Origin of the sequence: Xanthomarina sp. F1114 (genome assembly GCF_026410255.1) — a bacterium.
Taxonomy (GTDB): Bacteria; Bacteroidota; Bacteroidia; order Flavobacteriales; family Flavobacteriaceae; genus Xanthomarina.
Window position 1 is genome coordinate 73860 of sequence record NZ_JAPMLL010000009.1, and the last position, 13775, is coordinate 87634.

13 protein-coding genes are annotated in these 13775 nt (G+C 31.6%); 7 read left to right on the forward strand and 6 right to left on the reverse strand.

The annotated features are described in order from the left end of the window. The first annotated feature begins 17 nt into the window (after positions 1–17). Complete coding sequence (locus tag OS188_RS08825) at positions 18–695, forward strand: DUF2461 domain-containing protein (RefSeq protein WP_267148467.1); 678 nt, start codon at positions 18–20, stop codon at positions 693–695. Between the two features lie 142 nt (positions 696–837). Here the strand turns inward: OS188_RS08825 and OS188_RS08830 are convergent, their stop codons facing one another. Next, positions 838–1239 carry a glyoxalase gene (locus OS188_RS08830; protein ID WP_267148468.1) on the reverse strand — a complete coding sequence of 134 codons (402 nt, stop codon included), beginning with the start codon at positions 1237–1239 and terminating at the stop codon, positions 838–840. Positions 1240–1427: 188 nt separating this feature from the next. On the opposite strand from OS188_RS08830, the gene OS188_RS08835 reads away from it, so the two are divergent. After that, positions 1428–1814, forward strand: coding sequence for an acyl-CoA thioesterase (locus tag OS188_RS08835; protein WP_267148469.1), 387 nt, complete (start codon positions 1428–1430; stop codon positions 1812–1814). A gap of 2 nt (positions 1815–1816) precedes the next feature. Here the strand turns inward: OS188_RS08835 and OS188_RS08840 are convergent, their stop codons facing one another. Continuing rightward, positions 1817–3055: a mechanosensitive ion channel family protein gene (locus tag OS188_RS08840; RefSeq protein WP_267148470.1), complete on the reverse strand. Its 1239-nt coding sequence runs from the start codon at positions 3053–3055 to the stop codon at positions 1817–1819. After that, the gene (locus tag OS188_RS08845; protein ID WP_267148471.1) at positions 3055–3345 is read right to left on the reverse strand and encodes a DUF3817 domain-containing protein; all 291 of its coding nucleotides are present in this window, start codon (positions 3343–3345) and stop codon (positions 3055–3057) included. The genes OS188_RS08840 and OS188_RS08845 overlap by 1 nt, the downstream gene beginning before the upstream one ends. 291 nt (positions 3346–3636) lie before the next feature. Between OS188_RS08845 and OS188_RS08850 the strand changes: the two genes are divergently transcribed. After that, positions 3637–4917, forward strand: a complete 1281-nt coding sequence (locus OS188_RS08850) for a T9SS type A sorting domain-containing protein (protein ID WP_267148472.1) — start codon at positions 3637–3639, stop codon at positions 4915–4917. A gap of 275 nt (positions 4918–5192) precedes the next feature. Next, positions 5193–5651: a cold-shock protein gene (locus tag OS188_RS08855; protein WP_267148473.1), complete on the forward strand. Its 459-nt coding sequence runs from the start codon at positions 5193–5195 to the stop codon at positions 5649–5651. Positions 5652–5738: 87 nt separating this feature from the next. On the opposite strand, the gene OS188_RS08860 is transcribed toward OS188_RS08855, so the two are convergent. Then, positions 5739–6533: a TerC family protein gene (locus OS188_RS08860; protein WP_267148474.1), complete on the reverse strand. Its 795-nt coding sequence runs from the start codon at positions 6531–6533 to the stop codon at positions 5739–5741. Position 6534: 1 nt separating this feature from the next. Next, positions 6535–6906, reverse strand: a complete 372-nt coding sequence (locus OS188_RS08865) for a DNA topoisomerase IV (protein ID WP_267148475.1) — start codon at positions 6904–6906, stop codon at positions 6535–6537. A gap of 244 nt (positions 6907–7150) precedes the next feature. Between OS188_RS08865 and OS188_RS08870 the strand changes: the two genes are divergently transcribed. Genes OS188_RS08870 through OS188_RS08880 form a run of 3 tightly spaced genes read left to right on the forward strand, consistent with a single transcriptional unit; the run spans position 7151 to position 12699 of the window. Continuing rightward, on the forward strand, positions 7151–10066 hold the full coding sequence (locus tag OS188_RS08870) for a serine hydrolase domain-containing protein (protein ID WP_267148476.1): 2916 nt from the start codon (positions 7151–7153) through the stop codon (positions 10064–10066). A gap of 38 nt (positions 10067–10104) precedes the next feature. Further along, positions 10105–11244, forward strand: coding sequence for an N-acetyl-alpha-D-glucosaminyl L-malate synthase BshA (bshA, locus tag OS188_RS08875; RefSeq protein ID WP_267148477.1), 1140 nt, complete (start codon positions 10105–10107; stop codon positions 11242–11244). A 51-nt stretch (positions 11245–11295) separates the two neighbouring features. Beyond that, positions 11296–12699, forward strand: coding sequence for a Gfo/Idh/MocA family protein (locus OS188_RS08880; RefSeq protein ID WP_267148478.1), 1404 nt, complete (start codon positions 11296–11298; stop codon positions 12697–12699). Here OS188_RS08880 and OS188_RS08885 read toward each other — a convergent pair. Then, positions 12694–13773 carry a phosphotransferase enzyme family protein gene (locus OS188_RS08885; protein WP_267148479.1) on the reverse strand — a complete coding sequence of 360 codons (1080 nt, stop codon included), beginning with the start codon at positions 13771–13773 and terminating at the stop codon, positions 12694–12696. The two genes, OS188_RS08880 and OS188_RS08885, sit on opposite strands and share 6 nt — an antisense overlap. Positions 13774–13775: the final 2 nt, after the last annotated feature.

Sequence of the window (13775 nt, forward strand, 5' to 3'; positions counted from 1 at the left end):
GTGAAAAATATCATAGCATGAACCCAAGTATCTCAGAAGAACTCCTTAAATTTTTAACAAAACTCGAAAAAAATAATAATCGAGATTGGTTTAATAGCAATAAAGACGAATTTAAGAAAATTGAAAAGGACACAAAAGTGTTTTATAATGCTACTTTAGATGCTTTGAGAACTCATGATGATATTGAAAAGCTAAAGGTTTTTAGAATTTATCGCGATGTGCGTTTTTCTAAAAACAAATTACCGTATAAAACGCATTTTGGAGGATCTTTTAAAAGAACAAAACCCAATTTAAGAGGTGGTTATTATGTACATCTTGCTCCAAACAATAAATCCTTTATTGCTACTGGTTTCTGGGAGCCAAATAAAGAAGATTTGTTACGAATTAGAAAAGAATTTGAAATGGACGATTCAGAAATGCGAGAGATTATCTCTAATAAGAAGTTTAGAGACATCTGGGGAGAATTGGAGGGAGATGAGTTAAAAACTGCGCCTCGAGGCTTTGATAAAGAGCATCCTGCAATAGACTTAATACGAAAAAAACAATATATTTTCACTAAAAAATATAGTGATAAGGAGGTGTTGAGCGCAAACTTTTACGAAGACGTAAATGCTTCCTTTAGAGCTATTAGACCATATTTTGATTATATGAGCGATGTGCTTACTACCAACTTAAATGGTGAGGTAATTATATAATATTACTTATAATAAAGTAAAATTCTTAAGCTCTTGTCTAACTTTTAATTTCTCTGCACCTTATTATTATACATTGAAATTATAATCACTGTTGATTATTCTTCTCTTTTAGTAAAATTTCACAACTGGTTCTTAGTTTAGTTTAAGCAAGAACAGGATGAAAAGCTTGAATATTGCTAATTAGTCTTTCTTTTACTAAGTGCATCATTCGTTTGTTTAATGCAGAAGAATTAGTAATATAAAACTTGTATTCTTCTAGGGTAAATTGACCAATAATCATACCTTTTAGAGAGTTTCTAAATTTAGTATCTCTTTGAATGGCGTTTTCAATATAATCCAGTTGTTTTTGAATGGTTAAGGTGTAAAACACGTTTTTATGTTTAGAGACATAGTTTTTAAATACTTCTACTAATAAGTCGTTTTGTAAAAGTAAAATTGGTCTTAAAGTGGCGTTCTGAAAACGCTCGTCGTCACTCATGGAGCTGGAAAAAAGGGTGGAAGTGATTGTGGGACGACATTCGATTAGGTCTGTAGATCTGTTCATTTTATTAAGTTTTCTTAAATTTAAGTATAAAGATGCTCGATTTATGGAGTGTCTATAATCAATATTAACAGGGTTATTAACAAATAAGAAAAAGACATATTATAATAGAGCGAAATAATAAGGTTTTAAAGCGTTTTAACCTTTTAAGAATTATCTTTGGAATAAATAATTTAAAACGATAGAAATATATGAGATTTCATACAAGAAAATGGGTAAAACCAGAAGATTTAAACCCTAATGGAACTTTATTTGGAGGTCGGTTATTGGCTTGGATAGACGAAGAAGCAGCGTTATACACTAATATTCAATTAGAAAATCCAAAAATTGTTACTAAGTACATTTCCGAAATTAATTTCACAAGTTCTGCTAAGCAAGGAGATATTATAGAATTAGGGATGACCGTGGTAAAGTTTGGAAAAACATCAATTACTCTAAATTGCGAAGCGCGTAATAAAATGACTAGACAAACTATTTTAACGGTTGAGAACATTGTAATGGTAAACCTAGACGAAGAAGGCAATCCCGCTCCTCATGGAAAAACGCAAATAGAATTTGTTAAAGATCGAATAAAATAGAATTAGTCTTCTTTATTTAAAGATAGTTCATAGACTTCCAAGTCAAAATATTTGACAGAAGCTAAAATATGATCGAAAATATCTCCTAAAATGTATTCGTAGTTTTTCCAACGTTGGTCGCTACTAAAAGCATATACTTCCATAGGAATTCCTTGTGGAGTAGGTTCTAATTGACGTACCATTAAGGTCATATCTTTATTTATGGCCGAATGATTCTCAATATAGGTTTGAAGGTATTTTCTAAATACACCAAAATTGGTTAGATTTCTTCCGTTAATTAAAACAGACTTATCAATATTTTTCTTGTCGTTATACGTGTTAATTTCTTTAGAACGATTTTTTAAGTATTCCGAAACTAATTGGATTTGTTCAAAACGCTCAATATCTTCGTTGGTAAGGAAGTTTATTGTAGATGTTTTAATAATAACGGAGCGTTTTATGCGTCGTCCTCCAGAATCCTTCATGCCTCGCCAGTTTTTAAACGAATCTGAAATTAAAGCATAGGTAGGAATAGTGGTTATTGTTTTATCCCAATTTTGGACTTTTACAGTAGCTAAGCTAATTTCGATAACATCTCCATCTGCACCGTATTTGTCGAAAGTTATCCAGTCTCCAATTCTAACCATATCGTTAATAGAAACTTGAATACTAGCTACAAATCCTAAAATAGTATCTTTAAAAATAAGTAAAATAACTGCAGAAGCGGCTCCTAAGGTAGTTGCAAAATTTATAAAGGAGATTCCTGTAATAATAGCAATTATAGAAAAAATCCCGAGCATCCATGCAAAAATCATAAAGACCTGCATATAGCTGTCTATTGGCTTATCTTTATATCGGGGTAAAGACTTAAGATGATCTTTAACCGAGCTCAATAAACTTCTTATTATTTGAAGCGTCAGAATAACAGCAATAAGTTTTAAAGTCTTTTCTATTATGTTTTCTGCGTATTCAAAATCAGCAAAAACTTGAGGAACAAACTCAATGAGAATAGCAAGTGGTACAATATGAGCAATATTTCTTGGAAGCTTATTGGTTATAAGAATATCATCAAAATTTGTTCTTGTACGTTTGGCAAAACCTTCAGAAAACTTCCATAAAATACGTTTACTAATATAGTCTACAATATAAACAACAAGAATTAGGGCCAAGAGAAGCGCAAGCATATTTAAATACTTGGCTGTTGTTTCAGGAAATTGAAGTTTTATAAGGTAATCGTAAAAATAAGATTTCCAATTATCCATTATGAAACACGTTTTAAATATGTTTTATCTACATAAAATGTTCCGAAAGGAATAACAGAAGCAGCCAAAACAAAGAGTAATGTTTTTGTATTCCATTTAAGTTTAGAACCTACTATAAAAGCTAAAATAATATAAGCCACAAATAATAATCCGTGTGGCATTCCAAGTAGTTTTACATATTGAGGGTCGTCTCCAAAGTATTTAATTGGTACGGCTAGAAACAATAATAGAATATAAGAAACTCCTTCTAAAAGTGCTACAATTCGAAATGTATTTAATAACGAAAACATATATCTGGTTTTAATGGGCAAAAATACAACTCAAGTTACAATAATCAGCCATATTTAGAATGATTTTAACGTCTGTGTTTTTTAGAATAATATAGTCTTAATGTTAAAAAACAGTAAGTTATCGGAAAAATTTAAATCATATCGATAAAATGGTAGTGCTTTTTAATATTATAATACCTTTATTTTATTGTAAGTAAGCAAACTAACCAATAAGAAAAAACAAAACGAATGCAACCTACTACTTTTAGCATATCGCGAATTTTGATACTGTGCCTTTTAGTTTCAATATATTTGAACCCAAAACAAAGCATATCTCAAACTACTGCAATTGCCGATTCTAATTTCGAGCAAGTTTTAGTTGACTTAAATATTGATACAAATGGTGTAAATGGTAATATTCTAGATAGCGATGCTAGTGCTGTGTATTATTTAAATTTAAGCGAGAACTATATTCAAGACCTCACAGGAATAGAAGCATTCGTTGACTTAAAAACATTAGATTGTTCCGCAAACAATTTAACGGAATTAGATTTAAGTCAAAATAAAAAACTTTTAGAATTAAATGCTAACGATAATCAAATTTCAAATATTGATCTTTCGTTAAACGGAAAACTTAAAGTAGCTTTAATTAACTCTAATTACTTAAATGAGATTGACGTTTCTAATAATTTTGATTTAGAAGAGCTAGGGGTGAGTTTAAATAGTTTGACCGAACTTGTTGTAACTAATAATTTAAGTTTAAAACATTTAAGTTGTTACTCCAATAACCTTAATAATTTAGACCTAAGCAATAATAGTCAGTTGATATCACTTCATGTTGGTGATAATAACTTCAGTGCTTTAGATGTGTCTCAAAATGAGATGCTACACACCTTTACATGTAACGAGAATAGCTTATCTGAACTTTCCATAGAAAACAATGTCCAATTGAGTTATTTGGATTGTAGAAATAATAATATTAGTAATATTGATATTAACGATAATACAGGTCTACAGAGACTTTTTGTAAGTAACAACAATTTAAATGAGGTTGACTTGTCTAATGCTCCAAATTTAAAAATGTTTTATGCTATAAATAACAACCTTACAACTTTAGATATCTCATCTAACTCTATCTTAAGATGGGTAAAGTGTGATCAAAACAACCTGTCTTCAGTAGACTTTAGAAATGGGAATAATATTAATATTTCTGAATTTAGAATGACACAAAATTCTGGTCTTAGCTGTATTTTTGTTGATGATGCTGATGCTTCGTTTTTAGCTAGTTGGATTGTAGACGACACAAGCGCATTTGTAGAATACGAATATGAGTGTGAAGCCTTATCTATTAAAGATAACAGTTTAACAGATATTAACATGTATCCTAATCCTGCTTTAGGTAGTGTTAATTTTGAAGTAAATACAGAGAGCGCTAAATTAGAACTTTATGCCATTAGTGGACAACTAGTCCATGCTCAAACTTTAAATTATGGCGTTAATAAAATTGCTCTAACTAATTTTAGCTCAGGTTTGTATATGGCTAAAATTTCTTCCAATCAGACTTTAGAGACTAAAAAGTTACTGATAAAGTAAATAAATGTCATTTTATTTACTCAATATGTGGCGGTAAACGGTTTTTTAAGACGATAAACAAGTAGATTTAGTTGTTTTTTGAGATAGCTTCAAGTAAATCGAAATGAAAACCTTATATTTGTTGTCGTTTAAAGAAGGTTGCATCCCGAATAATAAATTCATGTAATATCTTTAGGTAGTCTTAAGGATTTATATGATTCTTTGTAATAAATCAATCGTTTAGTATTCCAGCATCTTCTTTAGCAACTAAAATAAAATTAATTTTAAATTAACGAATGGCAAAATCGCAGCAAACATTTAATAAAAGTGAAAAAGAAAAAAAACGTTTAAAGAAGCGTGAAGATAAACGTAAAAAAATGGAAGCTCGTAAGCTTGAAAAAGAAGCGGGTGGCAATGAAGGGATTCAATTTGCTTATGTAGATTACAATGGAAATTTAACAGATACACCACCAGATCCATCTTTAAAAGTTAAGGTAGATGCTGAAAGTATTGAAGTTAGTATTCCTAAACGTGATGATAGCGAAATAGAAGAAGTGGATCCAGTGAGAAAAGGTAAAGTATCGTTTTTTGATAACTCCAAAGGTTTTGGTTTTATAATAGATTCAGAAGATCAAGAAAAATACTTTTGTCATGTAAGTGGGTTAATCGACGAAATTCAAGAAAACGACAAAGTTTCTTTTGAACTAGAAAAAGGTATGAAAGGTTTAAATGCAGTTAAAGTAACTATTATTTAAGCTACAATTGTTTTATAGAAATATAAAAGACTGTCTAATTAGGCAGTCTTTTTTTTGCTACAATCGTAAGAATGGTATAAGTTAAAACTATTTTGCTTTCTTTCTTTTTTGAATTCTAAAATTCAAAAACTCTACAAATAATGAAAATGCTATTGCAAAATATAAGTAGCCTTTCGGGATGGCTCCAACCGTTTGATCAAATAATGAGGTGTTAGACAAATGGGCAGCCTCTGTTATAAGCATAAAGCCAATAAGTATTAAAAAAGCCAGGCCTAATATCTGCATACTTGGGTGTTGGTCTATAAATTCCCTAATGGGATTAGCAAAAATTATCATAATAAGAATAGAAATTACCACCGCAATAATCATTAGTACTAAAGCATAGTTATGATTTGGATGAAGCCCATTTGTCATTCCTACAGCCGTTAAAATTGAATCTATAGAAAAAATAAAATCAATTATTACTATTTGAGTAATGGCTTGAGATAAAGATGTAATCTTTTTCCCTTTTACTTCCTCTTCATCATGAGAAGGTGTTTCTACCTTTTCTCTAATCTCAGAGGTGCTTTTATAAATTAAAAACAACCCTCCAACAAATAAAATAATGGCTTGCCCACTAATATCAATATGAAGCCACTCTGTCTCTATAATATAAAACGGTTTTTTTAATCCTATTAAGAAGGAAACAAAGAACAATAAGATAATTCTTTGCACCATAGCTAATATCAAGCCAATATTAGTTGCCTTAGCTCGTTGATGTTCGGGTAATTTATTGGCTGCAATAGAAATAAAGACTATATTATCTATTCCTAGAATAATTTCTAGAAATGTTAAGGTTAACAAGGCCATAATGGCATCGCCAGATAATAAAAAGTCTATCATACTATTTTACTTTGGTAGCAATTCCTTTTTGTTTATTTTTTTCGCCTACATAAGAATACTCAAAGGTGTAAGTAGAATCTGTAGTTACTAATATTTTTAAGTGAATATCTTTGTGTTCTGCCATGTTTTTTGGGTTAATGGTTTTAAAAATAACTTCACAGTCATTAATCCAGCGTACATGAGTAGAATCTACTTTATTGTTATAAGTTTCAATTTGAAGATCTTTGGTTCTTACAAATTCCGATTTAAAAACTTCACCATCAATGGTAATTTCACTAAAAAAAGTGCCGGTTTGAAAGTCTAAACAATTGCGTTCTACCTGGTAGCAACTTGTAAGCATAATCATAAAAATAATAGCAGAAAAGTATTTCATAAGATGTTCTAGGGTAAAAGAAAATTTAAAAAATAATAATTATTCAAAAATACTAAAAAGCAACTCATAAAACTATAAGAGGATCTTCATTTTTAAATTTCAAAATAAAAAAATAATCTTTGCGTTAGTACAGTTAAAACTATCTTTATAAATCTATCTTAAAGTCTTTTAATCTTCCTATTAAAAGTGCTATTTTGCAGCGTTTTTACATTTAATTAGTAATTACTTAAAATGACATTTCTTTATGCATAAAATATTTTGTTTGCTAACTAGTTTTCTAGTCTTTACAAGCCTTTTTGCTCAAACTTCAAATCCGTTATTAGCTACAGATGTTGAAGCACAGCAGAAGTGGGTAGATAGTTTGTATAACAATATGACTTTAGAGGAGAAAGTGGGACAACTGTTTATGGTTCAGGCTTTTTCTAATCAAGGTTTGGCGCATGAAAATATTATTAGCCAGTTAATTACTAAACATCATATAGGAGGAATTATATTTTCTAAAGGAGATCCGGTTAATCAAGCTAGAATTAATAATATTTTCCAAGAAGCGTCAAAAGTTCCTTTGTTAATTGGAATGGATGCAGAATGGGGACTAAGCATGAGATTGGATTCAACTTACGCATTTCCTTGGAATATGACACTGGGTGCCATAGAAGATAATGAGCTTATTGAACAAGTAGGAAAACAATTAGGAGAACATTGTAAACGTTTGGGAGTTCATTTTAATTTTGCGCCTGTTGTTGATATCAATACCAATCCAATAAACCCAATTATTGGAAATAGATCTTTTGGAGAAGATAGAGATAATGTTACCGAAAAGTCCTTAGCCTTAATGAAAGGAATGCAAAAAGCTGGAGTTTTAGCTAATGCCAAGCATTTTCCTGGACATGGAGATACAGATTCCGATTCGCATAAAACTTTGCCTAGCATTAATTTTGATGCCAAACGTATTGACTCTGTAGAGTTTTATCCATACAGAAAACTCATTCAGGAAGGCTTGTCTAGTGTTATGGTAGCTCATTTAAGCGTGCCTGCATTAGAGCCACGTGTGGGATACCCGTCTTCTTTGTCGTACCCAATAGTTACAGAAACTTTAAGACATAAACTTCAGTTTGAAGGGCTTATTTATACAGATGCTTTAAATATGAAAGGTGCTGCAAATTTTGGAAATAACGGCGATGTTGATTTAGCAGCTTTTATGGCAGGAAACGATGTGTTACTTATTCCAGAAGATGTGTCTCTAGGAATTAGCAAGATTGTAGAGGCTTACCGTGAGGGTTTAATTACTGAAGGTAGATTAGCGTATTCGGTTAAAAAAATATTACAAGCAAAATATAAAGTCGGTTTAAATAATTATAAACCTATTGAAACAACCCATTTAGTTGAAGATTTAAATAGAATACAAGATGAGACTTTGTCTGAAGTTCTATTTGAGAATGCCATTACGGTTATTAAAAACAAGGAAGAATTACTTCCTATAAGAAAATTGGAGAATAAAAAAATAGCTTATGTTAAAATGGGCGATGATGATGGCTCTACTTTTTTTAAAGAACTTCAAAAATATGCTAAAGTTCATGAGGTTTCAGACGATAATTTAGACGGATTAATAAATAAACTTTCTGGGTATAATACTGTCATTGTTGGGTTTCACCGTTCTAATGATAATCCGTGGAAAGACCATAAGTTTAGCGATAAAGAGTTGGTATGGTTATATGAAATTGCTAGGAATAATAATGTGATTTTAGATATTTTTGTTAAACCATATGCTTTATTAAACTTATCTACCGTAGAGAATTTTGAGAGTATTGTAGTTAGTTATCAAAATAGTGAAGTAGCACAACAAAAATCAGCACAACTTATTTTTGGTGCTATTCCAGCCAAAGGAACGCTACCAGTTTCTGTTGGAAATGGCTTTCATGTAGGAGATGGAATTAATTATGCTAGTTTATCGCGATTAAATTACGGATTGCCTGAGCGTGTAGGAATGAGTTCAGAAAAACTTAAAAAACTAGACTCTGTAGCGCAGTATGCTATAGATAAAAAAATGACCCCGGGAATTCAATTACTGGTTGCTAGAAAAGGAAAAGTTGTTTATAACAAAAACTTTGGAACGCATACTTATGATAAAAAATCAGAACCAGTAGCTTTTGATGATATTTATGATGTTGCATCATTGACAAAAATCTTAGCAACCTTACCGTTATTAATGGAACTTGAAGATAAAGGAGAAATTAATTTAGATTCTAAATTGTCCGATTTACTTCCAGAATACGCTAATTCTAATAAGAAAAACATCACCTTAAAAAAGATGTTATCTCATTATGCTAGACTAAAACCGTGGATACCTTTTTATTATGCCACCTTAGACTCTACAAAGCATCCAGATCCTAAATATTACAGAAAGGAACCAAGTAAAAAGTTTTCGGTAAAAGTAGCTAACAATCTTTATATGAGAAAAGATTATCAAGACTCCATTCAGAAAATAATAATGGATACAGATCTTTTAAATAGAGAGCGTTACAGATATAGCGATTTGCCTTATTATATTTTAAAGAAATATATTGAGACTTATTACGACCAAACCCTAGATGTGCTTGTTCAAGATCATTTTTATGAATCTTTAGGAGCAAATTATACCACTTATAACCCGTATGTTAAGTTTAGTGGAAAAAAAATCGTTCCAACAGAAGTTGACGATTATTATAGATATCAAGAAGTGCATGGCTATGTGCACGACATGGGAGCAGCGATGCAAGATGGGGTAGGTGGCCATGCCGGTGTTTTTAGTAATGCTAACGATGTTGCCAAAATAATGCAGTTGTTTTTGCAAAAAGGATTTTATGGGGGAAAACGTTATTTTAAACCAGAAACTGTAGATGAATATAATACCTGTTATTTCTGCGATGAAGATAATAGACGTGGTATTGGTTTCGATAAACCGCAACTAGGTGATGTTGGACCAACTTGTGGATGCGTGTCTATGGCTAGTTTTGGACATTCGGGCTTTACAGGAACTTATGCTTGGGCAGATCCTGATGAAGAAATTGTATATGTGTTTTTAGCAAATAGAACCTATCCAAAAGCAGATTCAAATTTGTTGCTAAAAGCAAATATTAGAACAGATATTCAACGCTTAATTTATGAAGCAATTATAGATTGAGTCAGTACTTATAATTATATACACTTAATAATGTAAATATGAAAATTGGAATTGTATGTTATCCAACTTTTGGCGGTAGTGGCGTAGTAGCAACAGAACTAGGAATTGAGCTTTCAAAAAGAGGTCACGAGGTTCATTTTATTACTTATAAGCAACCAGTAAGATTAGATCTTCTGGGAAGTCATGTGCATTTTCACGAAGTAACAGTTCCAGAATATCCGTTATTTCATTACCAACCATACGAATTAGCTCTTTCTAGCAAATTAGTAGATATGGTTAAGCTTCATAAAATAGAGGTTCTTCATGTTCATTATGCTATTCCTCATGCTTATGCTGCATATATGGCCAAAAAAATGCTACAGGAAGAAGGAATATATTTGCCTATTGTAACAACGCTTCACGGCACGGATATTACCTTGGTTGGATCACATCCATTTTATAAAACAGCCGTTACTTTTAGTATCAACCAATCTGATGCGGTAACCTCTGTTTCAGAAAGTTTAAAGCGAGATACTTTAAGGTTATTCGATATTAAAAACGATATTCATGTGGTGACAAACTTTATAGATATTGCTAAACACACACCAAATTTTATCGATTGTCAACGTGATTTACTAGCAAGTAAAGATGAAAAAATTATTACTCATATAAGTAATTTCCGAGAAGTAAAGCGTATTCCAGATGTTATTAAAGTATTTTATAATATTCAGAAGGAAATTCCTGCTAAATTAATGATGGTTGGTGAAGGACCGGAAAAGGAACCAGCAGAGCAATTATGTGCTAAATTGGGTATTGAAGATAAGGTTGTTTTCTTTGGAAATAGTAATGAAATAGACCGTATTTTATGTTATTCAGACTTGTTTATCCTTCCGTCTGAAACGGAAAGTTTTGGTCTAGCTGCTTTAGAAGCTATGGCGTCTGGAGTTCCTGTAATTTCAAGTAATTCAGGAGGTATTCCAGAAGTAAATATCGAAGGTGTGTCGGGGTATTTAAGCAAGGTTGGAGATATAGACGACATGAGTAAAAATGCGCTTCGTATTCTAAAAGATGAAACGACTTTGGCAAAATTTAAGGAAGCAGCTAAAAAACAAGCCTGTAATTTCGATATCTATCAAATTGTACCCCAATACGAAGCTATTTACGAAGCAACCCTTGCAAAATGTAAACCCTTAATATAACTTTCATAAATATATTTTATACCTTTCTGTTCTAAAATAATTCTATCCAAAATGAACAGAAAATCCTTTTTAAATTTAACGGCACGAGCTGGTCTTTTCTTAGGTCTAGCGCCCAGCGTGCTTGCAGGAAATAGTAACGAGAAAGTAGAGAAAGAACTAGTTAACGAACTTTTAAAACAGAAAAAAGCTAAAGGAAATGCTGTAGGTCTTACTGCAGATCCAATTTCAAAAGTCCGTGTAGGTATGATTGGAATGGGGAACAGAGGAGGCGTCCTTATTCAAATGTTCGATTATCTCATAAAAAATAATCATGCAGAAATAGTAGCACTTTCAGACTTAAAACAAGATAAGGTTGAAAAACATAACGATTATCTTAAAACCATTCAAAACAAACCAGCCGATTTATACTATGGAAATGAAAACGAATGGAAAAAATTAGCAGAAAGAGACGATATTGATTTAATCCTAATTGCAACCCCATGGAATACGCACACAGAAATGTCTGTTTATGGTATGGAGCAAGGGAAACACGTGGCTTGCGAGCAACCAATGGCTATGACTTTAGGAGATTGCTGGAAGTTGATTGAAGTAGCAGAACGTACAGAAAAACACTGTATGTACATGGAAAATTGCTGTTATAACGGCGAAGAGCTTTGGGTATTAAATATGATAGATCAAGGTGTTTTTGGTGATGTTAATCATGCTGAAGGGGCTTATATTCACGACTTACGTAAACATATGATGGACGACAAATACTACGAAAATCAATGGCGTATAAAACATCATGAAACAAAAAACGGAAATTTTTATACAGGTCATGGGTTAGGACCAACAAGTTTTTATATGGATATCGGGCGTGGAGATAACTACGATTTTATTACATCGATGAGTTCTCGTGATGATAGTATGAAAGCTGGAGCTGAAATTGAAAATTTCCCGGTAAAGAATTTTGCTTGTGGAGATATGAATACCACCTTAATTAAAACAAAATTAGGGAAAACTATCATGCTTCAATTCGATACACATACCGGAAGACCTTATTCTAGACTTAATAATGTATTTGGAACCAAAGCAGCTCACGAAGGTTATCCATCTAGGTTGTATGTTGGTCACGAAGAACTCCAATGGGGACATAATTGGCTTACTGATCAGGAATATAAAGATTATAGAGAACGATATGATCATCCCTTATGGAATAAACTAAAAACGCAAATAGATTCCAATGCTGTGGGACATGGAGGAATGGATTTTGTGATGATTTATAGGTTAATCCGTTGTTTAAACGAAGGTTTGCCTTTAGATATCAATTTATACGATAGTGTTCTTTGGAGTGCCATGACGCCTTTGTCTGAGATATCTGTTGCTAATGGGAGTGCCAGAACTGAAGTTCCAGATTTTACAGGAGGAACATGGGAAACGCCAAGAAAAAATGAAATTTTACGAGATTTTCTATAAATTAAAACTAGAATAAGTAATACGTTTTATCTCATCATAATTCTGAATGGCACTTTTTAAAAGTGCCATTTGGTTTTTAGCTCGAACCAAATTGTGTTCTTTAAAAGCAGTTTTATAATACACATCATTATTTAAATAATCTGTTAAAAACCTTAAACCCATAATAAAAATGATGGTTTTTACACCTAATGGTAAATAACGTTTTTCTTCTGAAGTTAAAATATTAGAAGTTTCTAAGGCAAAGCCTTTACAAAATGCTTCATAAAACTTTAAATTGATTGTAGTTCCTTCTAAATCTTCAGAATCTTCAACAGTATTGGAGCAGATGGAACGAATCGAATCTCCAAAATCAAAATGCACAATTCCAGGCATAACCGTATCTAAATCAATAACGGCCAACCCATTATCTTCTTTGTCAAAAAGAATATTTGATAATTTAGCATCGTTATGGGTAACTCTTATTGGAAAATTGTCTTTCTCTTTTAATTCTGAAAGAAGAAACATCTCCTTTTGTTGTTCCAACGCAAAACTTATAAGTTCTTGAGCTTTTGCTTTTCTGGATGCTTTTGCTTGCTTTAAAGCTTCTTCAAATTGAAAAAACCGGAAAGGAACCGAGTGAAACTTAGGAAGTGTTTCTATAATTCCTTCAGTATTTAAAGCTTCCGTATGTGCTATAAAATTCCCAAATAATTTTGATGCTTCAAAAACCTGCTTTTCATTATGTGCTCTATCAATGGTTTTAGATTTAGGAATATATTCCATTAATGTCCAACAACCGTTATGAGCTTCAACAAAAAAAGCATCATTTTCCGTTTTAATAAACCCAGCAATTTGATACTTGTTATTAGACTTTTGATAGGATGTTTTTAAATGATTACTAACAATCACCTTATTTAAAATAATATCATTTAAATTATTAAAAACCTGGTCATTAATCTTTTGAAGTACATAGTTTAAACCATTACTACAATAAACTAAGTAGGTGTCGTTAATATGTCCTGAAGCCAAAACTTCAATCTTTACAACAGTCTGTTTTACCTGAAATTGATTAAAAATATTTTTAAGAATCTCCATTA